General features: G+C 53.7%; 16 protein-coding genes. 5 read left to right on the top strand and 11 right to left on the bottom strand.

Annotated features, from left to right (window positions below):
* The first annotated feature begins 141 nt into the window (after positions 1–141).
* Entirely contained in the window at positions 142–486 is a 345-nt protein-coding gene (locus AB1781_07580; protein MEW5704426.1) for a DUF2190 family protein, read from the top strand.
* 72 nt (positions 487–558) lie between these two features.
* On the opposite strand, the gene AB1781_07575 is transcribed toward AB1781_07580, so the two are convergent.
* From AB1781_07575 to AB1781_07565, 3 genes are all read right to left on the bottom strand, one after another.
* Positions 559–1,260, bottom strand: coding sequence for a YfbU family protein (locus AB1781_07575; protein MEW5704425.1), 702 nt, complete (start codon positions 1,258–1,260; stop codon positions 559–561).
* 491 nt (positions 1,261–1,751) lie between these two features.
* A complete protein-coding gene (locus AB1781_07570; protein ID MEW5704424.1) occupies positions 1,752–3,056 on the bottom strand; it encodes a type II toxin-antitoxin system HipA family toxin in 1,305 nt (434 codons plus the stop codon).
* Entirely contained in the window at positions 3,053–3,403 is a 351-nt protein-coding gene (locus AB1781_07565; protein ID MEW5704423.1) for a helix-turn-helix transcriptional regulator, read from the bottom strand. The genes AB1781_07570 and AB1781_07565 overlap by 4 nt, the downstream gene beginning before the upstream one ends.
* A 391-nt stretch (positions 3,404–3,794) precedes the next feature.
* On the opposite strand from AB1781_07565, the gene AB1781_07560 reads away from it, so the two are divergent.
* Genes AB1781_07560 through AB1781_07545 form a run of 4 tightly spaced genes read left to right on the top strand, consistent with a single transcriptional unit; the run spans position 3,795 to position 7,498 of the window.
* Positions 3,795–4,361 (top strand): hypothetical protein, encoded by a 567-nt coding sequence (locus tag AB1781_07560; GenBank protein ID MEW5704422.1) that lies wholly within the window; start codon positions 3,795–3,797, stop codon positions 4,359–4,361.
* Entirely contained in the window at positions 4,358–5,722 is a 1,365-nt protein-coding gene (locus AB1781_07555; protein MEW5704421.1) for a 7-cyano-7-deazaguanine synthase, read from the top strand. The genes AB1781_07560 and AB1781_07555 overlap by 4 nt, the downstream gene beginning before the upstream one ends.
* Positions 5,719–6,900: an XRE family transcriptional regulator gene (locus AB1781_07550; protein MEW5704420.1), complete on the top strand. Its 1,182-nt coding sequence runs from the start codon at positions 5,719–5,721 to the stop codon at positions 6,898–6,900. Before AB1781_07555 ends, AB1781_07550 begins: the two co-directional genes overlap by 4 nt.
* On the top strand, positions 6,878–7,498 hold the full coding sequence (locus AB1781_07545; GenBank protein ID MEW5704419.1) for a hypothetical protein: 621 nt from the start codon (positions 6,878–6,880) through the stop codon (positions 7,496–7,498). Before AB1781_07550 ends, AB1781_07545 begins: the two co-directional genes overlap by 23 nt.
* 46 nt (positions 7,499–7,544) lie before the next feature.
* Here AB1781_07545 and AB1781_07540 read toward each other — a convergent pair whose 3' ends face one another.
* The 8 genes from AB1781_07540 to AB1781_07505 form a co-directional block, all read right to left on the bottom strand.
* Positions 7,545–9,830, bottom strand: coding sequence for an AAA family ATPase (locus tag AB1781_07540; GenBank protein MEW5704418.1), 2,286 nt, complete (start codon positions 9,828–9,830; stop codon positions 7,545–7,547).
* 60 nt (positions 9,831–9,890) lie between these two features.
* Entirely contained in the window at positions 9,891–12,986 is a 3,096-nt protein-coding gene (locus AB1781_07535; GenBank protein ID MEW5704417.1) for a DEAD/DEAH box helicase family protein, read from the bottom strand.
* A gap of 18 nt (positions 12,987–13,004) precedes the next feature.
* Positions 13,005–14,960 carry a site-specific DNA-methyltransferase gene (locus AB1781_07530; protein MEW5704416.1) on the bottom strand — a complete coding sequence of 652 codons (1,956 nt, stop codon included), beginning with the start codon at positions 14,958–14,960 and terminating at the stop codon, positions 13,005–13,007.
* The gene (locus AB1781_07525) at positions 14,932–15,612 is read right to left on the bottom strand and encodes a DUF4391 domain-containing protein (protein MEW5704415.1); all 681 of its coding nucleotides are present in this window, start codon (positions 15,610–15,612) and stop codon (positions 14,932–14,934) included. Before AB1781_07525 ends, AB1781_07530 begins: the two co-directional genes overlap by 29 nt.
* Entirely contained in the window at positions 15,609–18,884 is a 3,276-nt protein-coding gene (locus tag AB1781_07520; GenBank protein ID MEW5704414.1) for a helicase-related protein, read from the bottom strand. The genes AB1781_07525 and AB1781_07520 overlap by 4 nt, the downstream gene beginning before the upstream one ends.
* An 8-nt stretch (positions 18,885–18,892) precedes the next feature.
* The gene (locus AB1781_07515; GenBank protein MEW5704413.1) at positions 18,893–19,075 is read right to left on the bottom strand and encodes a hypothetical protein; all 183 of its coding nucleotides are present in this window, start codon (positions 19,073–19,075) and stop codon (positions 18,893–18,895) included.
* 162 nt (positions 19,076–19,237) lie between these two features.
* On the bottom strand, positions 19,238–20,842 hold the full coding sequence (locus AB1781_07510; protein ID MEW5704412.1) for a relaxase/mobilization nuclease domain-containing protein: 1,605 nt from the start codon (positions 20,840–20,842) through the stop codon (positions 19,238–19,240).
* Positions 20,839–21,189, bottom strand: a complete 351-nt coding sequence (locus tag AB1781_07505) for a hypothetical protein (protein MEW5704411.1) — start codon at positions 21,187–21,189, stop codon at positions 20,839–20,841. Before AB1781_07505 ends, AB1781_07510 begins: the two co-directional genes overlap by 4 nt.
* Positions 21,190–21,200 lie beyond the last annotated feature (11 nt).

Raw genomic sequence — 21,200 nt, 5'->3', positions numbered from 1 at the left:
CCGATGCGGCTCGACGCGACTCTTCAAGCGTTACATGACCGGCGATTGCCGCGCAGAAAGCATAGGAAGAAAATTTATCTACGGTTTTTTTACCCGCCGGTCGCCTCCGACAGGATTAGTTTCACGAAAAAAGTATGAGCGATGAAGAACTTCATTCAGAACGGCGACATGATCTCGGTGACGGCGCCCGCCGGCGGGATCGCCTCGGGCCAGGGCATCGTCGTCGGCAACTTGTTCGGCGTCGCCGCATTCACCGCCGACGAGAGTGAGGCGGTCGAGATCGCCACGGTGGGCGTTTATGAGTTGCCCAAGGCGCCGGCGATCGTGATCGGCCAGGGCGCGCGCGTCGCCTGGGACGCGAGCGCCAAGCAGATCGACCTGCCCGGCACCGGCCTCTACCCGGTCGGCATCGCCACGGAGGCCGCCGGCAACGGTATCACCACGGTGCGCGTGCGGCTCGATGGCGTGGCAACAGCGGCGACGTGATCGTGAACAGGGAGCGCTCCATCATTCAGGTCGCGTAGCCTATCTCATTCGCGGCAGGAGGGCGATTCCACCTCAGCCTCGCATTCGCGCATGCAGTACAGCAATAATTTGCGAAACATCCAGCTCGCCGCCGGTCAAGGTGCGCCGCTTTGGCTCAAACACGAGCAGCATGCGCCGATAGCCATCGAGGACCGGGTGGTGCGAATTCAAGTCTCGACCCTTGAATGACGAAAACCGATCCATGTCGTCAATCAAGAACCGGGAAATACTGTAGTGCTCGGACTCATTATTGCCGTCGAAACCCGGGAAGCGAACATCCTTACCTAGCGACTCTAGTTCCGAGGCAATTCGCGCTTTATCGTCGTCTGTCAGCCGCGCGTAGCCGCTTTCGAGAAACGACCACATATCGAGGATATTGACGACTTCGGATACGGCCTGCTCACGATCCTCATGGCCATGGAATAAGCCGCCATGCTCCCACGCCAAACCCCAATAGTGGCCGCCTACAAGTGCAGATAGCACGAAATCAGGGTCGATTTCGCCACCCTTTACCTCGAGATGGCGATAAAGGTCGCGAAGCATTGAGAGGATTAATTTTTCGCCATCGCTGATACGCACGCCTTTTGCTGCATATTGCTGGAGTCCGATCTCAATGAGACGGCGCGCGGCTTCTGCCCTTGAAGGCACGTCATCCCGCTGACTCCGCCAAGCGTCAAGGCGATCCACCATCGCTTGGTCGAGGCGCATTTCAAACCGTTCGGTCTTGGTCTGCATCTTTCCGTCCCTTCATATTACGTCTTTGATCCGGAATAACCGTATTTACAGCCGTAATATACGCCTGATATCCGGAACTTTCAATCCGGAGGCCCAGAGGGGATGCAAATGCCAAGAACACAATGGCAACATTAGCCCGTTCCGTGTCGCGTCCGTGTCGCACGGAAGAATCGGGACTGGCCGTAAGTGTTTGGAATCTTTCGGGATCATGTTGCGTTCCGTTGCAACACGGGGCGCAAAAGCAAAACGCCGCCAACTCATTGAGTTGACAGCGTTTTATTTGGTTGCGGGGGCTCGCAACTGCTTTCATAGACTTTTCGCTGCGCCGGGATTGATGGCCCTTCAATTCCAAAGAATTCCGCAATCGTACGCGTAAAGTGTCGAAAATCGATACTTTACGCGAATGATTCCGGACGCGGCCTGACCGGGTGCCGCTGATGCGCCAAATCTCGCGTCCGGCCGGAAACAATGCCTGAGGCGATCTCAGCGAACTACTTCAATATATCGGTGCGCTGGGCGTTCCTGATCTTTTTGGCAACTTCCACCGGAACCCCCGCCTCTTCGGCGAAATCCATCCAGTTCAGTACGGCGTCCTGAACCTGCCTGAGAATCTCCTCTGCACGTCCCCGCTTCATCGATGCGTTCTTGGCGCAAGCCTTAAGGTCATCGATACCGAAATCATCGCGTTTGCCGTTCAGCGACATTTGATGGCTGCTGGTCCACGCCCCGCTGGGGTTGTAGCTATAGGTAACATCAAAGGCCGGCGAGAGCGTCCAGACGCCCTTTTTATCCATAAGAAACGCTATGTTCTTTACGTGGTCGTCCTGATTACGACCGACGATATTGAACACCATGCGCCGGAACTGCTCTTCAATGCTGTCTGCGGACATTTCGAGCTTACGAATTGTGCGCAAGGCTTGTTCATAGGAATAGGCCCCGGCCTTTTTGAAGTCGAAATGCTCCATTGCGCCGAGAGATTGCATATGGATTTTTTGCCCGGTTTTCGTCCGGTCAAAGCGCCGGGTCATAAAATGGCTACGGCCGTTTTCCTTGAGTAACCGGCACTCATTCATGGCAATTCCGGCCGCCACCGCCATTTTGTGATAGGCATACTCGATGAGGCCGTACCCGGTGGGGTCTTCGAGTTCCTTGTCCTTATTGCCGGAAACACCGTCAAATTTGAGGAGCCAGTACGAAAACCCTTTACCAGCGTCTATTTGACCCGAGCGGACTTCATTGGTCTCCGGGTTCCAGGCAATGATGGCCTTGGCCCTTGCTCCGCCAGCGGATGTGCCGACACGTAGAATTTGCTGAAGGGAGGCCTCCCGATCCGGAACCGCAAAGGAGCCTTTAAGCTGATTCCTTTTGGTGAGGATTTCGCTGGCAAGGTCCACCAGCGCTTTGACATCCACTCTCTCGGATGTGGCGGCAGAAGGACCTGAGGACGGCGCATATTCCAAAGCGCCCATGCCTCGATTACCCGTGTAACAAAGGCGTTCGACCGGATTGAAGCTTCCCGGATCGCGGCCTTCCCGCGCAAGCCATGCATTTATGAGCGCATTGCCGAAATCGTCCGGCAGCGAGTCCGCAAGAAGGCCCGGCAATCCGTGAAAACTTTCTCGCGGCAACGCCGGAAACGAATAAATACGGTCAGCAAGCGGCATGGTTATCGGCGAGACTTCGATGCCGCTGCCGACAAATTCCGGGCGATATTCGAAGTTGGCGAGCTTTGTATCGTCATTCCAACTGACAGCACCTATGGCCCTGCCCCAAAGTCGTACCTCTGCAACCGTCATTCACTGTCTCCCCAGGCCCACGGCTTTTTGGCTTCGGACTTGTCGGGTTCGGGAGAGGCGCGTTTGCGGCTTTTTCCGTGCAACTGAAGTTGCTGAATGGGGCTCATCGCGGGCTCGGGAATGAGGGCCTCGAAATTCTCTAGGATGCGGAGCGCCCGCAAAATCCGGATGAGATTGGATGTCTGCGTAGACTCCCCGTGTTCGACCCTGATGACCGTTCGCAGTGAGACGCCCGCCTCCTTGGCGAAAGCCGCCTGGGTCAAATTGCTGTTCAGCCGGTACCGGGCAACACGGCTGCCCAGTTCCTTGAGAACCGCATTATCAGAAATATCTCCTGTGAATTCCATAACATGCCATTTCTGTCATATTAAAAGCTGTTTCTGACTATAATATGCCAGAATTGGCCTTTTAAATCAACACATAAAAAATGGTGTAAGTGCCATTTCTGGCATTTTATACGCCATAACTGCCACTAACATGCCAATTTTGGCTTATTATGCCCCATCCCTCACCACCTCGCATATTGGCAGCAGCGAAAGACTGCCCAAGCGCGAGGGATCGTTACCCTCTCCAGGGCGGAGACGCTACGGCGGCTCCGGGCGCTTTGCGCCTAGAGCCCGGTCCGGCTGACCGGACGCGCCAACGGCAAGACGATTGAAACCAAGCAGAAACAACCAGAATCTCCGTTTTTGACATTGTCAGATTTTTTGTGTTATATATCTGACATGGAGATTCACCATGACTGATGGCCCTCATAGAAGCCTGCCGATGCGCAGGCACTGGAAAGACCTCGCCGAACGGGCGGCAAAGTCCGTCTTTTCGGAAGGCGCAGTGCGCGAGGCCCTGCCCTATGCGTTGAAGAAAGACGCGCGCGAACTCCCGCTTGAACGGGTCCGCGACATCTTGGGCGGCGGACGCCAGGGAAAGCTCTTTCAGGAAGACCGGATTGTTCAGCTTGAAGAGGCCCGGAATAACTGCCGTGGCTCCGCACTGGGTAATGCCTTTGTCAACTGCGCCATCGAGGCCGTCACCGACGGCCTGACCGGCGATAAAGCATGCGGCACGGCATTGCAAAATGCCTTTGATGAATATACGCGCAACGCCTTTCGCAGCGTCGAAGAGGTTTATCAGCGTGAGGGAAGCGACCGCAGCGCACGCTTCGTGCGCGACCGGCTGGACGCTGCACGCAGCCAATGTGACTTCGGCGCTCTTGCATCCGAAGTCATGTCTTCCGACAAACCGGCAAAGAGCGCTGCCCCTCTCCCCAAGCATACCGGGATTGATGAAGGGCCGGCCCTGCGATGAATGAGCTCCCCCAACATCAGCGGATTCCGGACAAAGCCATCGATGTTGTCGAGAAAGGCCGCCGACCGCGCAAAGACAAAGAGTCCTTCGAGTTCGGCCGCGACTTCAGCTTTTCTACGGCTGCGCTCGAGTCCTACGCCTTTGCGCGCTGGGAAGAAGTCATATTTGACGCCATGGTGGTTGCCGCCGCCATCGAATATGCAGACAGGATTGTCAAACGACCGCCACGGGGCTGGCCGCGCCAATTATCGGTGCGCATCCCCGTTCATGATCCGGACCGCTGGAACGCGCCGGGCATCATATCGTCACTGCATGACGCTATCGGCTTTCTGACGGGCGATTACTGGTCGATAAGCTTCGTCAAACGCCACAGCCGCGCCCCTGCGCCGCCCCTGGACTATCTGAACCTGTCCATGCCAACGGAAGCCGTACTAGCTTTTAGCGACGGCATGGATTCCCTTGCCGTCGCCGGCCTGATGGAACGCGACCTTGACGGAAAACTCGTCCTGGTACGGGTTAGCAAAAAGAAGCCTACTCGCAAGAGCAAGGGGCAGCCGTTCACTGCTGTCCCCTATGATGTCTCATGCGATATGCCTAACCGTGAAACGAGCGCGCGAAGCCGTGGTTTCAAGTTCGCGATGATAAGCGGCATTGCCGCCTATCTCACGAACGCGGGAAAAGTCCTTCTGCCTGAAAGCGGCCAGGGCATTTTTGGCCCGGTCCTCGTGGCTGTCAGCCATGGCTATCCCGATTACCGGAATCACCCGCTGTTCACGAGCAAAATGCAGCGTTTCCTGAAGGTGCTGCTGAAGAAAGACATTCAGTACGATTTTCCGCAGCTATGGAGCACCAAGGGGCAAAGTCTCGCCGCATTTGCCGCTATCGACAAAGACGAAGAGTGGAAGAAGACCAGATCGTGCTGGCGCAACAATCAATGGGCCTCTATAGGCGGTACGCGTCGTCAGTGCGGTGCTTGTGCGGCCTGCATGCTGCGGCGTGTCAGCGTCCATGCCGCCGGGCTTGAAGAGGACGCAGGCACGTATATCTGCACCGACATGTCGGCTGAAACGCTTGAGGCCGCCGTAGACCCGAAATTCACGAGAATGAGCCCGGCATTCCGGGCATATGCGGTTGCCGGCGTTTTGCACATGGACCATTTTGCCGATTTGGCCGAAGAGGACGGCAAACCAATCATTCGGCGGCACGCCAAACTGGTGGCCCCGGCGATTGGCCGGTCTGTTGAGGACACCGAAAGACAACTGGCTGGATTGGTCAGCCGCCACAGAGAGGAGTGGAAAAGCTTTATGAGTTCATTGGGGGCGCGTTCCTTTATCAGGCAATGGTCGCGAATTGAGAAATGACCATGCCGTCTGAAAAACTTTCTGATGTTGTCATTGGCGAGCGCCTCCGCGTAGCGCGCGAAGCCACCAAATTCACGCAGGCCGATGCTGCAAGCGCGATTGAGGTCGCACGCACCACGCTTGTGGCCATCGAACAGGGCCAACGGCGGGTCAAAACCGATGAGCTCCAGAAGCTGGCGGCCCTCTACCGCACGTCCGCCAACGCAATCCTGCGCCAGGAGTCAGTCCACCTGGATATGGTGCCGCGCTTTCGCAAACTGCCGCAGAGTGCGGACAAGGCGACTGAAGACGCCGCGCAACTCCTTAATGACCTCGTCAGCGCCGAAGTCGAACTTGAAAACGCCCTTGGCGTTCACCGCGCAAGGAACTATCCGCCTGAACGGCCGATACTTCCCGGCGATGTGAGGCTGCAAGCGGAACAGGACGCCCAGGAACTACGTGACTGGCTCGGCCTCGGACCCGGCCCTGTTCTCGACATCGTTTCTCTGCTCGGCCTTCAGCTTGGCATCCGTGTCTATGTACGGCGTCTGGACGGCAAAGTGTCCGGCCTCTTCGCGTACGATGATGCGGTCGGCGCTTGTATGCTTTTAAACGCCAATCATCCTGCCGAACGCGTTGTGCAAACCGGGGGGCATGAACTTGGCCACCTGACCTCTACGCGCCGGGAGCCTGAGGTTCTCACCGATGACGAAGACTTTAAGTCACGCGAAGAGCGCTATGCGGATGCCTTCGGGCGCTGCTTCCTGACGCCGGCACGGGCGGTAAGACAGCGTTTTGCCGAGATCACGGCAGGCCAGAGCCACCTCACCCGTCGCCATATCATCATTCTTGCCCATGCCTTCGGCATTTCGCGGGAAGCGATGGTCAGGAGACTTGAAGAGCTGTCGCTTGCCAAACGTGGAACCTGGGACTGGTTCCAGAAGAATGGCGGCATTACGGATGAGCAAGCGAAACAAGTGCTGGGCGAACTCCCAAACCGCTATGCCCATACGGCTGAGGCGCAGGGGCTTGTTCCTCAGCGGCTTGCCCTTCTGGCGCGCGAGGCGTGGAAACGCGACCTCTACAGTGAAGGACAGCTTTCGCGGTTACTCAAACTGGACCGTCATCAAATCCGGGAGCTTCTCGACGGGGCGGAAAACGAAGAAAGCGAGGCCAATGAGCTCGTCAAGCTTTCTTGATAAACCGCAAACCCCGCTCGTTATCGATGCCAGCGTTGTTATCAATCTCAACGCTACGGGCCGCGCGCACGAAATCATTCGTGCTTTCCCGAATCCATTTCTGGTCACGGAGAATGCGGCGGCCGAGCTCGCCAATGGCGCGCGTAACGGCCACACTGACAGCGAGGCCTTGCAGGACCTTGTACGCCAGCGAGTTTTGCAGACCGTCGCTCTCGATCCGACCGACCTTGTGGTTTATGAAACGTTGATTGAAGGCCATGCCGCTCAGACTCTCGATGACGGCGAAGCGGCAACTATCGCTTTTGCGGTGGGGGCAAACGCGATGACCATCCTTGATGAGCGCAAGGCCAGAAATATCTGCGCCACCCGGTTCCAAGGCCTGACTGTCTTCTCAACCGCCGACCTTCTGACCCACGATCTCCTTCAGAAGGTTCTGGGAAAATCAGGACAGATTGACGCTATCGTAGCCGCCTTACAAGGCGCACGGATGCGGGTTCCTCCTGATCGAATCGACAAGGTAGTCAATTTAATCGGCAAGGATGCAGCCGCGAATTGTCATAGTCTGCCAAGTGCGGCGCGATTCATCGCGAGCAAATAAAAGCTAAAACGGAAGCGCTGACTCGGGCATCCGATACTGTCTGCCCTCAGTACCCTCCTACAATCTTTAGCGTACGTTGTACGTATCCTTGCAATTCCCCATCATTCAGTGGTTCGCTATCAGCCTTACCGGGGTTTGTATCGTGGTGATACTTCTTCGAATAGTCATTAATACCTTCCAGCTCTTCCAGTGCTGCGGACATCGGATGAGCCCCTTTTGAATCCCGTATGCGCTTGATCATATCTCCTAGCCATTCATTATCAGGAAACTGGTTGGGAAACCTGTAGCGGAGATAACCTTCCAGGACAGGCCTAATCTTGCGAGCCATGTCGATAAGGTCCTTGGCACCGTTAAGGAGGTAGGAGGACAACGCGGCATGGTCTTTGAAGTAACCATCCTGTGTTTCCTTCTCAACATCCCATTCCTCTATGGTGGTCGTATTGTCAGCAGCGCGCGACAATTGGAGCGTATGACGCTCCGCCTTTGGTAGCTTGGAGAATACGAGTGAAAGAAAGAAGGGGTCGTGTGACAACAGCAAAAGTTGCGCGCAGTCCTTACCGTACTTCTTTAGCAACTCAGCCGTCCGCTCGCGGCGAGATCGATCCTGGCTGTTAAATGGATCATCGAATACGACGATACGATCAGACTTCTTCGGGTCGTGATCAAGCTGCGCAAGAAAGAAGGCGAGCGCCAGCGTACTCTTGTCTCCGGCGCTAAGTGTCGTGCGGAAACACGGCTCTCCGACCGGCGTAGCGGCATCGCCAAGATCGACGGGCTTATTGTTAATGAGTATCTGATACACCGAAGTCGGCGTCCCGCCGACATAGGTCTTTTTGCTATTGGTAATCGTAAAACCTGCGCCGAAGCCCTTAAGCAGATTATTTATGGTACCCTCATAGTCACGGATCATCTTGTCGGCATAATTGTCGAGCGCCTGCTTGGCGGTCTCTTTCGCTTTGTCGAGCCCTTCCTTGTCGGTCGCCAGCGTTTTACATTCCGTGCACAACGGCACGATTTTTGGGTCGTGACGGAGCTTTATGAGGTTCAGCCCCGCCAACTCCTTTTCAATTCCCGCAGCATTGGCCAACTTGGCCTTTTCCTTTTGCTGGGCAATAGCGACATTGGCTGCCGCCACTGCCGCATTGTAAGCAGTGAGAGTGGCGGCGACAGCATCATATGCGACCCGCGCTGTCTGGAATTTGGTATCGAGCGCGATTGGAGCTAGCGGATTTGCTTGTTTCGCAGTGGCAAGCGCAATGGCAGCTTCGCGCAATGCAGTCGCAGACGGCACGACCAGCTTATCATGGTCTGGAGTTTCCACCGCAGCAGCGGTAAATGGTTTCCAGAATTGAACGCCTGCTTCATTCGTGGCAAACAGCCTTCCCATCGTAGCCAACGCGCTGTTCCCGAAAGAGGTCTCAATGTCGGTACGAAGCTGTGCAATCTCCTCAATAAGCGCAGCGTAGGTTTCGGAGAAGTATTGTCTATAGGCTTCGACCAAAGACGACGCTTTTGTATCCTGTCCGCAGAAGGGACATGAATCGTCGTGTAGATAGCCGAGACCTTCGGCAATCCAGGCCTCTCCGCGCTCCTGCATCTTGTGGTGCGCTATGTGATCTTTAAGCCGCTTTTCGGCCTCGGCGGATATATCGTCAACTGTTTTGGCGAGTATGGCTGCAAGGTTCTCAGGTAGCGTCGGTATCGTCACGGGCGCGAGCGCGGCCCTTGCCTTAATATTTTCAGCTTGAAGTGCGGTGGCGCGTTCAGCCGACTTAGCAGCAATCTTGGCATCAATATCGGGATCATCCGCAAGAACGAGAAAATCGTCGAGCTTTACGCCTGCCGGGAGATTGGGTTGCAGCGCTTTCCCCGCGCGCGCGATCTCGGCATTCTTGTCACGAATTTGTTCATCGAGCTTGCTGACCGCCTCGGCAAGAGCAACGCCAGCTTCACCGACAATGACCTGCAAGAGATTGGAGCGGTGGTCGCGGCCGACATATTCGCCCGCATGCACATTCCTGGCAACAAACGTAGCATCGAATATCGCTATCTCCGGAACCCTTGCGCTCCAACCCTTTTTGCCGTAATTCGCGTTCGCCGCATCGAGGCGAATAGAAGCTGTCGGATCGCCGGTGATAGGCCCGATTGTCTTCCGCTCCGTGATATGTTCGTGTTCGCCGGTCTGAACCGAGCGAAGAACGGCGCAAAGCGTCGTTTTGCCTCGCCCATTCTCAGCAAAAACCAGATTGTAGCGATTAAGCTCAAGCCCCTTCTGCGCGCAGTTTACGAGCCGGCCGACATTTGTGATGCTCAAAAACTTCTTGATCGCCATCGCATCACACCTCCATGGCCATGAATGCCGTTTTAACGATCTCGTTCATCATGGCAACGGTCATGCAGCTACCCCACTCACGAGGTCCATTAATTTAGCGTAGTCGGTTACGACATCGTATTTGACCTTGTCGGCAGTAATCCGCTCGTTCAGCTCCGTGAAGAATTTTCGCGCGCACTCGATCTTAGTTTTCTCAATCTCGCGGAGTTTCATGGACGACATAGAGCCCTTCGTCTCGGCAACGAAGTAGATGTGTTTGACGCTTCCCTGTTTGAAAGAGATGGCCCAATCCGGGTTGTAGTCTCCGACCGGGGTTGGAATCAAAAACCCTCTAGGAAGCTTTGCATAGACCACAACTTCCGTGCTCGTATCCAACTCATCGACAAATCTGCGCTCCACGTCCGAGTCCGTCACGCAATAGTCATAGACGTGGTTCTTAAGTTTACCTGTGGCGCGGGAAAAATCCTGCCCTGTCTGGGCGGCTGTGAAGATGTCCGTATCGTAGCGGTCCTCAACCTCGTCGTAGCAAAGCTGCTCGATTATTGCCGTGGCCTTCTGCTCTTTGATGAGCCGCGATGCTTCGGCGATAAAATGTTCAGGGTTCATTTTGAACTGGCCGAAGATCGCCGGCTTTATGCCCGCGAGAATCTCCGCCACCGTCTTTCTGGTGAGTTGGACATTTTCCGCAATTTTGCCGATAAGGTCATAGGTGACATCCGAGTGGACAGCCCCGCCCTTTTCGGTGCTGGTACTGGTCAGCCTGAAGCTCTCTCCCGCACTCAACTGTTCGTCCGTCACGGCAGCGAGTTGTTCGCCCACTTGGACCGTATACTGAAGCGGCGTCACGCGAAGATCGCTTTCCAGCGTGTTGATGGCTTTTTTAACCAACTCGCTTGATTCAAAATCCACGCGATAGACGGCCTTGCGATTTATCCGTGACCAGAGCTCCTGAAATTCCTTCTTCTGGAAATTTTCATTAAGTGGATTAGTCTTTGGTTTTCGCCCGTCATCGATTTTCGGCAATTTGCTGTCATCGAAAACACTGTCAATTAATTCAATGATCTGCCTGACGTACGGTTTTAAATCATCAGGTAACTCAGCTAACTGACCTGCCTCTTTTGCCGCGTGGTAACCTTCCGTTATTTTGTCGCCGTCGTCAGTGTAGTCGTTCTTGACCAGATACCGGTAAATCTGTCGTGCGATTTGGGGGGTAACCTCGATCTGGCCCTGTTCGGTATCAAGCATTTTGCCCGTGAAATATTCTTCGTTTGCCTTACGAGGACGAGCCGACAGGGACTCCGCTATCTCCGTTTGTAGACCTGCGACAAAGTCCTTGTAGCTTTCACTCGCAACCACGGTCAGGACGTTTATGTCATGCACAATAGCCGGCAGGTCCATGCGCTCGCCGTGCTGGTCAACGGACAAGCGCAGCCCGCGACCGACCTCCTGGCGACGCGAAATCATATTGTCGCTGTGCTTGAGCATGCACATGACAAATACGTTGGGATTGTCCCAGCCTTCCCGAAGTGCAGAATGCGAAAAGATGAAGCGCGTCGGCTCTTCAAATGATAGGAGCCGCTCTTTGTCTTTCAGGATAAGGTCGTAGGCGTCTACGTCATCAGACAGGCCAGCATTTTCACCCCTGGCCGAAGCCGCCGGGTCCTTCATCCGATTTGTTTTCTTGTCGATTGCGAAATATCCGTTATGGGTCGCAGCCGCGTGGATTCCGGCTAAATACTTTCGATACTCTTCATTATCGATAGCTAGTTCTGAAAGATATTCCTCTTTCAGGTGAGCATACTCCTGCTCAAAAATGCGGGCGTAATCGCCCTTTTCGTCGTCCTGATCGTAGTCTCGGTATTTAACAACCTCGTCGATGAAAAATAGCGATAGCACCTTTATGCCCTGCGCAAAGAGCTGCTTTTCCTTGTCCAGGTGCGCCTTTATGGTCTCCCGAATTTGAATGCGACGGATGTCCTTCTCGTTTACATCGCCGGTCGCTTCACCGGCCTGCAAAACGACTCCGTTTGTGAATTCTACAGTGTCGTTGTTGTAGTCAATCTGGGAGATCGTGAATCCGCGATATTGATCGAGTTCCCCGGACTCAACGAAAAGATCACGACGAAACTCCAGCCGCCTGAGCTGCCGTCTGATCTCGCCGGAACTCAGCTTTACTTCCATCTCAATCCGCGCCACCGGGGCCTTCTTTGAGATGTCGATCCCTTCGAGGTACAGGTAGGCGTTCGTGCCGGCGAGGCCGCGCGTCTGAATGCCACGTACCGCAATCTTCTTCACGAGCTTCTGGTTATATGCATCAAGCGCGTCAAGCCTGTGGACTTTTAGATGATTGGTGCGGTGCGTCGCCGAGTAGCGCAGAATCATCAACGGATTGAACTTCGGCAATGCTTCGAGTGTTGCCGAGCCTTCCATCTTTTGCGGCTCGTCCAGAATCAGGACCGGGCGATTGCTACTGATCACATCAATAGGACGGCGTGACTGGAAATCATCCAACTCATCATAAATCCGACGATTGTCTGCACCGCGCGCATTAAACGCCTGGATGTTGATGATCATCACGTTGATACCAGCGTCCGAAGAAAATCCTTCCAACTTATCAAGGTCGCGTGAACTATAAATGAAATAGCGCGCTTTCTTACCATAGGTCTGAGCGAAGTGGTCGGCTGTGATCTCGAAGGATTTGTACACACCCTCGCGGATCGCGATGCTGGGCACCATGATAATGAACTTTGACCAGCCATATCGCTTATTCATCTCGAAGATCGTCTTGATGTAGCAATAGGTCTTGCCGGTGCCCGTCTCCATCTCGACATCTAGATTGAACTTTGATCCCGGCCTGTAATTTCTCGGCTTTGCCGTGACCTGCCCCCTACGATCCACTTCCGTAAATTCTTCGAGCGACCGCGATACCGGAAGATTCTGCTGTTTCTGGACAGACTGAATGTTAGTCAATATCTGACCATCCGTTAGACGAATATCTTCGTTCTTGAATCCTTCACCGAATGCCGTCGCCTGCGCCGCCCTGCCGGGATCAATCCGATAGCGAAGGCCAGCAGTCCTGGGCTGACCAGCGAAGCAATCGATCACCGCATCTACAGCGCTTGTCTGATAGGATTGGACTTTGAACTTGAGTTTCACGCCGCGCCCACCCTCTTTCTAAATCGACTTTACGTCGGTTGCTGGAGAGAGCTGGCGGAATATCTGCTCGACATTGATCTTTACGGCATCGGAGACGAAGCCGTTGTCGCGAAACACGACGCGCAGCGGTTCTGACTTCGCAAGCTCTTTAACTAGCTCTTCCGTAATTCCCGTATCGAAGCACGCAATTAGGTCTTGAGGCTCTTCATTGACGAAGAAAATGGTCTTGCCCTGAACTGTCTCTTTGCGAATGGGCAGCGTTAAATCTACCCCCCAATCAACCAGCACCTGAAAGAGTAGGTCTTCGGGATTGTCGCGACCCGGCTTGATATTATCGACCGCTGATAGGAGGTCTTCCTGCCTCACCTCAGCCGGCGCGTAATATACGTCGGCCATGTTGGAGTTATCGATCTTCAGAACACGGAAACCGACATCCTTGTTCCAATCTTTATGGTGCTTCTCTTCAAGAAGCCGCTTCCCCGTCCTACGAATACGCTCCTTCGCCACGTCAGCAATATTTGAAAATCCCTCCTTATGCGCCTCTGATTTCTTGTCCGCCGGCTCATCGAGCTGAACTACGATGAAACGCCTGTTGCCTCCATCAAGCGCATTTTGCTTCAGGACTGCTGCTGCGGTGGTGCATGATCCTCCAAAAAAATCCAACACTATATCGTGTGAGGAGGTGGACATACCCATTTGGATAATTCTGCACATAACATCCAATGGTTTGGGATGATCAAATATCTTCACTTTGTCGAAGAGGCCCGCGACCTCTTTTGTCGCCTTCTTGTTTCCTTCCGCACTTGTCCACAAATCGGAGGACTCTTTAATGGCATTTGTTAAGTAATGCTTTTGATAAACTTGCCACTTTTCCTCACCGTTCTTCTTTACTTTCTTCCACTCGATCAATCCATCTTCTACCAATTTTCCATAGGTTTCCTTACCGCAAACCCATCTGCTCTCGTAGCCTTCCGGAGCTATCGGATAAACTTCGTCTCCGTCCGGAGATATAACGGGATAGAACATGCTCGGGCGGTCCTCCCTGCGATTCTCGCCACCAGTACGACGGAGAGATCGCGATAGGTAACGACCCCGACCATCTTCCTGGTCATAAATTGCGACCTCAGACTCCGTCATAGGCAATCCACAGAGCACCCCGTCGCTCTGCTTGGAAAACACAACGATATAGTCTAGCTCCCTTGCAATTCCTCTGCTTCCAGTGCCCATTCGAGTGCCGGTAGATCGAGCTATGACACCGATACAATTACTCTGACCAAATACTTCCTTCCCAATTGCGATAAGGTTTGCGAGCTCCAAGACATCAATAGAAATAAATATGATGCCGTTATCGGCTAAGAGGAGGCGCGCAAGCCGCAAACGGCTATACATCATTGAAAGCCAATCGGAGTGGTATCGTCCGGCTGACTCTGGATTAGCCACTAACCGCTCTCCAATTTCGCTTACTTGACAAGATCGGATTAGAAAATCTCCGACGTTTTCAACGAAATCGTCTCTGTAAATGAAATCACCGCCCGTATTGTATGGCGGATCGATATATATACAGCGAACCCGAGATAGGAGATTCTCCCTTAGTAGCTTCATAGCGTCCAAATTATCGCCTTCTATGAAAAGGTGCTGCGTTTTATCGAATTCAACACTTTCATTCCTAGATGGGCGAAGCGTTTTGGCAATTGGGGCATTGGCAGCCAATAGGGACTCACGTTTCCCCGGCCAATTAAGATGATACCGCTCTTGAGGTCCCTCAACGATGTGGCCGCTTAATATCTGGCGTAGTTGATCAAAGTCCACGGCGAAGCGGAGCTTTCCGTCATCATCTTTCGCTTCCGTCACGCAGTCAGGAAACAATTCACGTATCTTCCCGATATGGTCCTGCGTAATGTCAGGGCTGTGCATCTTCAATTTTTCCATCGCCACACCAACCTTCTCAATCGACAGCCCTTGGCGGCGCGCCAAGGCGTTTCAATTCCTTTGCTACGTCACGCAGCTCGGCGTTGATCGCAACCCGTTTGTTAAATTGCTTTTCCCGGACAAGGCGCGCCTTGATGCGCTGCGCCTCGCGTTCCTTCGCGCGTATCGCTTCCATCCGCTCTACACGCCTAGCGATGGGCTCGTTCCGACCCACGCTCGCGGGAATCAATTTGCCTACGAGCATATCATAGAGACCGCCCAGATTGAGAGCGGCGGGAAGCGGCTCCCGTGTATTATCCTCAGGTTCCCAATCAGATTCAAAATACTCGCTCACTACCCACTTCTGGGGATCCACCTCACTGGGACGCTTGTAGGCTGCGATTGCCTTGCGTTTTTTGCCCTCTATCAATTCAAAAATGATCGGAAATGCTATCGCGCTATCAATCGCACGCAACACATCTTCACTCAGAGCTGCACCACGAAGTGTGATCTTAAAAATCTGAATCTCGGCGGTTGATTCCGTCGCACTTAAGTTAATTGTCTCAGGTGCAAGTTTGTACTGCCAGACGATTTGATCGACCTGATCCACAAAAAGCTGCTTGAGCCTGTTGCCGGCCTTTGAATGCTCATAGATTTTTGTCTTCGGCAGAACTCTGCCGTAGGCGGCTGCCTTGGGGTAGTCGAAGAAGGCCGTCATGCTTTGGCCTCCTCGATCACGAGAAACGCTACTAGCTCGAAGTCATCGAGACCGGCAATCGTGTTTGCAAGTGCCGTCGTTCTCCCACCAGAGAATAGGCTATCTATGTCGCGCTCCTCCTTTACATCAACCATAGACCTAATCGCTGAGCTTAGGAGTTCTGACTGACGGTCCATTCTGCGACCATCATCAGTCCGCTCATTGAACAGGCGACATACCGCCTGGATGGGTTCCGAATGCCCCTTGCAACTCGTTCTCACGAGATCAAGTAGGCGCTTAACTTCGGTATGGTCCGCAACAATCTCACCAGCATTCGAGACGTACACGAGATAGTACGGGTGTAGCCGGTTTTGTTGGTTGATATTCACCCCGTCATGAATGTTGCGGAGGGCGAAAATAACGCCGGACGGCAAGCCAATATCTTTATCGGCCGGGACTACCGCGTGCAGACCGTTGGGCATACTTTCCAGATCGCCGTTCTCCTTGACGTAGTTCAGCAGGTCCATCCGAAAATCATTGAGGCCTAAGTCTGTGATGGATACGCCTGTTTTCACGTCCTCCAACTCAATGACTTCTTCCTGAAGACGCTTGAGCTGTTCCTTTCGGTACGCAATTTCGCTGCTCTTGGCAGTTAGAACATTGTCGTCGCCGGTGGCGGTCACGTCGGCGATCATCATTCTATTCTCGACGCGTTCCTTGAGATTTATGTATTCGTCGAGCGAAATATCAGGCCAATAGTTGACGAGTTGAATTTGAGCGTTTGGTGATCCGATGCGATCAATTCGGCCAAAGCGCTGAATGATCCTGACGGGATTCCAATGAATGTCGTAATTAATGAGATAGTCGCAATCCTGGAGATTCTGGCCTTCGGAAATGCAGTCCGTTCCTATAAGAATATCTATCTCGTTGTCGTCGTCAGGAAGGATTAGTGCCTTTTCTTTTGATTTTGGCGAGAACAACGTCAGGATAGATTGGAAATCGTAGCTCTTCTTAAGCGTCGTCTTTGGCGCGTCGGAACCGGTGACTCTTGCGGTGCTCAGCCCTTTTCCCTTGAACAATTCGTCGGAAATGTTGGCATAGAGATAATTCGCCGTATCGGCGAACGCCGTGAAAATCAGAATTTTTCTGTTTCCAGGATTGATCGGTGCACTGATTTTTTTTCGGATATGCGCCTTCAAGTGTTGAAGCTTGGCGTCGTCATTCGGTCTGATCATGTCCATCGATGCCAACAAGGCATCAATAATAGCCAAGTCGCTTTTGAGGTCGTGCTGCCAGGACTGAACATCCATATCCCCGAGACTTATCCGCACTTTCTTGCCGACCGTAAAATCCCCCAAGCCGCTTAGATCGTCATCGTCTGGATCGAAGTCGGCAGCATTGGCCGTATAGTCGGAAACCTCAAGCTCTCCGCCCGAACGCTCGAAATCAGCGATAGCGTCCAAGGTACCTGCCAGGTTTTTCTTCAAAGAGCGGAGAGTAAGACGAAAGGCCTCAACTGAGCTTTCAAGCCGCTTCAACAAGTTTGTTGTCATCAGAGCTTGCAAGCTTCGTTCGCGATCTGCCTGCTTGAGCCGCCCTCGACCACCTCCAACCTCTGTGTCATAGAGGGCTTCGTACTTTCCAACGCGACTGGGCAAGATGTAACTAAGCGGAGCGTATACTGCCAACTTGAGCAAGGTGAGCTGGCCGACAATCTCGTTGAGCGTCATAACGTCTTTGCGCGCCGTTAAGGGACACTGAAACGAAAGCGGCTTTCGGCGCTCCGGGAATTTTCCTATTTCTACGGTGTCGTAGAATGTCTCGATGTGCTTGCGCGACCGAGCGATAGTGACGCTATCCAGGAGCTCGAAGAAGTCGAAGTCGAGCATCTTTAGAATAGATGCGGCGGTTCGCTCCTCCGGAGGGAGCTTCGACCAAAGATTGAATGCGGTCTGCGCCCTGCGAAAGATTTCCTCGATACTGGTCGTCGTTCTCAGCTTCTTGCTGAGCGTTTCCGATTGCCCCTCGTAGGCAAGCGCAAGCTGGTTTCGCAAATCGATAAAGCGATTGTTGACGGGGGTCGCGGACAGCATCAAGACCTTGGTCTTTACGCCCTCGCGAATGACCTGATTCATGAGTTTCTGGTATCTGGTCTCCTTGTCTTTATAGACATCGTTATTTCGGAAGTTATGTGACTCGTCGATTACGACTAGATCGTAGTTTCCCCAGTTGACGCGGTTGAGCGGAATGCCGAATGAGTCTCCACTGGTTCGGGACAAATCCGTATGGCACAGAACGTCATAGCTGAAGCGGTCCTTGGCGAAGAGGTTTGTTTTCAGATTGCTGTTAAAGTTGAGCCAATTGTCCGCGAGCTTCTTCGGGCATAGGACGAGCACCGATTTATTGCGGAGTTCGTAATATTTGATCACTGCTAAGGCAGTGAAGGTTTTACCTAGCCCGACGCTGTCGGCCAGGATGCAGCCGTTGTAGGTCTCCAGCTTATTGATGATGCCTGTGGCAGCATCACGCTGATAGTTGAACAGCTTTTTCCATACCAGAGTATCTAGATACCCTGTCCGGTCATTAGGCAGGACATCTTCATCGACTTCCTCCAGAAACTCTTTGAACAAGTTGTATAGAACGAGGAAGTAAATCCTCTCTGGAGCGTTCTCGTGGTAGACGGTTTCAATATGCTGGCAAATCGCTTCGCTAACGTCCTCCAATTTTTCCGGGTCCGACCAAATTTGGTCGAAGAGGTTCAAATACGTCGCTGTATATGGAGGTCCGTTAAAACGGTTTACGAAGTTTGAGACTGCATTCCCTTTCTGGAGTCCCAAATCAACAGCGGTGAAGCCATTAACGGGCATATAGGCGACCTGATCGTCGCCATTGTCGATGCAAACGAATTGCTGCATCGGCGCTTTCGTCTTGTTGGACTTGAAAATCGCCTTTCGGCGCACCCACTCTGCACACTCACGCGCGATAGCTCTCTGTGTAAGCTTATTTCGAAGCTGAATTTCGAACTCGGAGCCGTAAAGACTGCGCTCACGCTGCACCTTGGGAATAAAGAATTCCCGCTTCTCCTTGCGGAATTTGTCTGTGGCGTCCTCTGGGACGAACGTAGGTGCTGTAAAAATAAACTCCAGGCCGCTGACAGCCTCTAACTCCTTCTTCAGCGCCTCGTAGGCAAATATCGAAAAGCACGAGGCCGCAATCTTCAGCTTCGATCCTTTGCGAAGAGAGGAGCGAATATCATCTCCAAGAAGATTGCTTATGTTGTCTACGATTTGCATGAATTGGCTTATCTCTTGGGTTGATCGTCTTTCGATTGATGCTGGCGACCTTCTTTTTTGTTTTCCTCGATGAATTCCCGTATGAATTCTCGCAAGACCTGCGCGGCAGGTTTGTCCTGCACACGACACGCCTCCAGGAACTGCTCGCGCAATTCGCGCTGAATGCGGATTCTGAGGCCTGCGTCCTTCATGGCTGATCAGTGTAACCAATGGATACACATTTGTGTACCCCTAAGTTGCAGTAATCAACTGTATTCACCCGCTGGCGGTTGGGGCAACGATTCATCACTGCGAGCGGCCGTTATCGCGGTCCCGCTCGCGTTTCCGCCGTAGCTCATCGGGCGTCTTCGGTCTCAAAACGGGCGCTGGCTTCGGCAGCAGTTCTCCAAAAGACTCTTTGCCGTCCTTACCCTCTTCTTTCTCACCCTTGCTCGCACGATCAAAGAGATCGGTGAGGCGCACCAGACCGCCGCGCCAGTCATCGAGACTGCGGGATTTTGAGGGCGGCTGAACGGGAGCGCGTTCCTCGTATCTTTTGCAGCGGCCTGACCCTTGACGACTTTGGTCCGAACCGCCTGATAGCTCTTCATATCGATGGACGGCATATGATCGATGTCTCGGCGCGCGCGCTGCTCCAGCCGAAGCTCCCGGAGTTTTGTTGTTTTCCGGGATTTGGCTTCCCGCTTCTCAACTTTGTTGACGGCTCTGACCTGCCGGCGGATGTCGAGCAACTGCATACGATGGCGTTCACGCAGGATCGACAATTGCTGCGCCTGCTTCTTCTCAAGCGTCTGAACTTGCGTCTTGTATTTTTCAAAGCGGATACGGTCACGCACGCGGCGGACTTTACGAATCACTTTATCAATGCCGGTAACGCGACCGAGGAAAGCCGCAAGGCCCGTGGCTTTGGTCTTCTCGCGCTGTGTCTTTACGCGCTTGACCTCCTTCATGTAGCGGACCTTTAGCGCCATACGCCGCTTCTGTTGAAACGCCTCAAGCTTGCGCTTCTGATCGAGCTGACGGGTTTTCATTTCTTGAATCTTGTCCAGGATGACTTTGCGCCGCCTCGCCTCGCGGGTCTTCGTTTCGGGAGTCTTTTCATCAACTATTTTCTTCTTATCGAAGGACTCCATCTTCTTAAGATGGTCGGCCGCGAGCTTCTTCGCCTCTTCGACGGAGGGAAGTGATTCAGGCGGGAACTCCTTACCTAAAAAAGCCGCTACGTCCTTTGAGCGGACGTTCTTGTCGTTGATAAGCCTGGGTAAGGCATGGGTATTGCCGTACGCATCAACAAGCACATAAGGCCGCTTGCCCGTCGCCAGCATGTAGCCGTTTTGACCGAGGGCGCGTACGAAGGCGGACGGAGACTCTTTATTTCGCCAGAGGTCGGTCACAACCTCCATACGATGCTCTTTGGTCAGACCCGTCGTGTCCTGCTGGTGTTTCTCATAAAGAGTGAGCTGCCCTGCTTTGTCGGGGCCATCGCCGTCACGGGAATATCCATCCGGCAAGGTGATGCCATGCTCACGCGCGAACTGGCGCGTAACTTTCATGAGTTTTTCATGGTCGAAGGCCATGTGAATGGCTTTGCCGGAGTCAGCGTCGATGCGAGACCAGACGGCATGAACATGGGGCCTGTCGTATTTGACATGCAGAACGAGCGCCCGCGGCTGACCGGAGAGGCCAAGGGCCGCTTCGACACGGGCGACATAGTCGAGATATTGCTCGGTCGATAGCTTGCCCTGTTGCGGATCGGGATTGATGGAGAGGCTGTAGAGATAATTGCGGCAATTGGTGAGCGTATCGGCCTGGAGTTCCCATTCTGCGAGCGCCCCGTGCAAATCCTGGGCAATGGCACCGCGCAAATGGGCCAAAACCACCTGCTCATTGTCCTGGGCATTGAGAAGATGGGTGGCGAGGTCCTGGCCGCCGCCGCGTTGGGAGGCAAACGGGATCATGGCGTCCTCCCGAGGGCCTTGAAACAGGCGGCGCGCAGTTCACCGAGATCCCGCCGAGCATCTTCCAGCGTGGCCGCGATCTCGGGGTTGTCCTTGCCCTTCAGGTCAAAGCGCGAAAGCTGGTCATGAATAGCTACACATTTGGCGAGAAGCTGGACGAGGTCACGTTTTTCGATAGGCGGCTTTTTCCGGCTACGAGGGGCGGTCTGGCCAAAAACCGAAGCGGTAATGAAAGCTGAAACCGAGAGGCCGGAGTTTTTGGCGCGGGCATGAAACTCCTCCCGCAATTCCTGCGGGGGACGGTAGGAAATGGGCGCTTCGCGCTTATTTTTCGTTTCGTCCGACATGCCACCTCTTA

Source organism: Pseudomonadota bacterium, from assembly GCA_040752895.1.
Taxonomy (GTDB): domain Bacteria; phylum Pseudomonadota; class Alphaproteobacteria.
Note: the sequence above shows the minus strand (reverse complement) of the source record. Positions and strands in the feature narration are given on the sequence as shown.

Excerpts from the sequence above, each read along its gene's own strand:
- AB1781_07580 (MEW5704426.1), top strand. The coding sequence starts at position 142 with ATGAAGAACTTCATTCAGAACGGCGACATGATCTCGGTGACGGCGCCC.
- AB1781_07575 (MEW5704425.1), bottom strand. The coding sequence starts at position 1,260 with ATGCAGACCAAGACCGAACGGTTTGAAATGCGCCTCGACCAAGCGATG.
- AB1781_07570 (MEW5704424.1), bottom strand. The coding sequence starts at position 3,056 with ATGACGGTTGCAGAGGTACGACTTTGGGGCAGGGCCATAGGTGCTGTC.
- AB1781_07565 (MEW5704423.1), bottom strand. The coding sequence starts at position 3,403 with ATGGAATTCACAGGAGATATTTCTGATAATGCGGTTCTCAAGGAACTG.
- AB1781_07560 (MEW5704422.1), top strand. The coding sequence starts at position 3,795 with ATGACTGATGGCCCTCATAGAAGCCTGCCGATGCGCAGGCACTGGAAA.
- AB1781_07555 (MEW5704421.1), top strand. The coding sequence starts at position 4,358 with ATGAATGAGCTCCCCCAACATCAGCGGATTCCGGACAAAGCCATCGAT.
- AB1781_07550 (MEW5704420.1), top strand. The coding sequence starts at position 5,719 with ATGACCATGCCGTCTGAAAAACTTTCTGATGTTGTCATTGGCGAGCGC.
- AB1781_07545 (MEW5704419.1), top strand. The coding sequence starts at position 6,878 with ATGAGCTCGTCAAGCTTTCTTGATAAACCGCAAACCCCGCTCGTTATC.
- AB1781_07540 (MEW5704418.1), bottom strand. The coding sequence starts at position 9,830 with ATGGCGATCAAGAAGTTTTTGAGCATCACAAATGTCGGCCGGCTCGTA.
- AB1781_07525 (MEW5704415.1), bottom strand. The coding sequence starts at position 15,612 with ATGACGGCCTTCTTCGACTACCCCAAGGCAGCCGCCTACGGCAGAGTT.
- AB1781_07520 (MEW5704414.1), bottom strand. The coding sequence starts at position 18,884 with ATGCAAATCGTAGACAACATAAGCAATCTTCTTGGAGATGATATTCGC.
- AB1781_07515 (MEW5704413.1), bottom strand. The coding sequence starts at position 19,075 with ATGAAGGACGCAGGCCTCAGAATCCGCATTCAGCGCGAATTGCGCGAG.
- AB1781_07510 (MEW5704412.1), bottom strand. The coding sequence starts at position 20,842 with ATGATCCCGTTTGCCTCCCAACGCGGCGGCGGCCAGGACCTCGCCACC.
- AB1781_07505 (MEW5704411.1), bottom strand. The coding sequence starts at position 21,189 with ATGTCGGACGAAACGAAAAATAAGCGCGAAGCGCCCATTTCCTACCGT.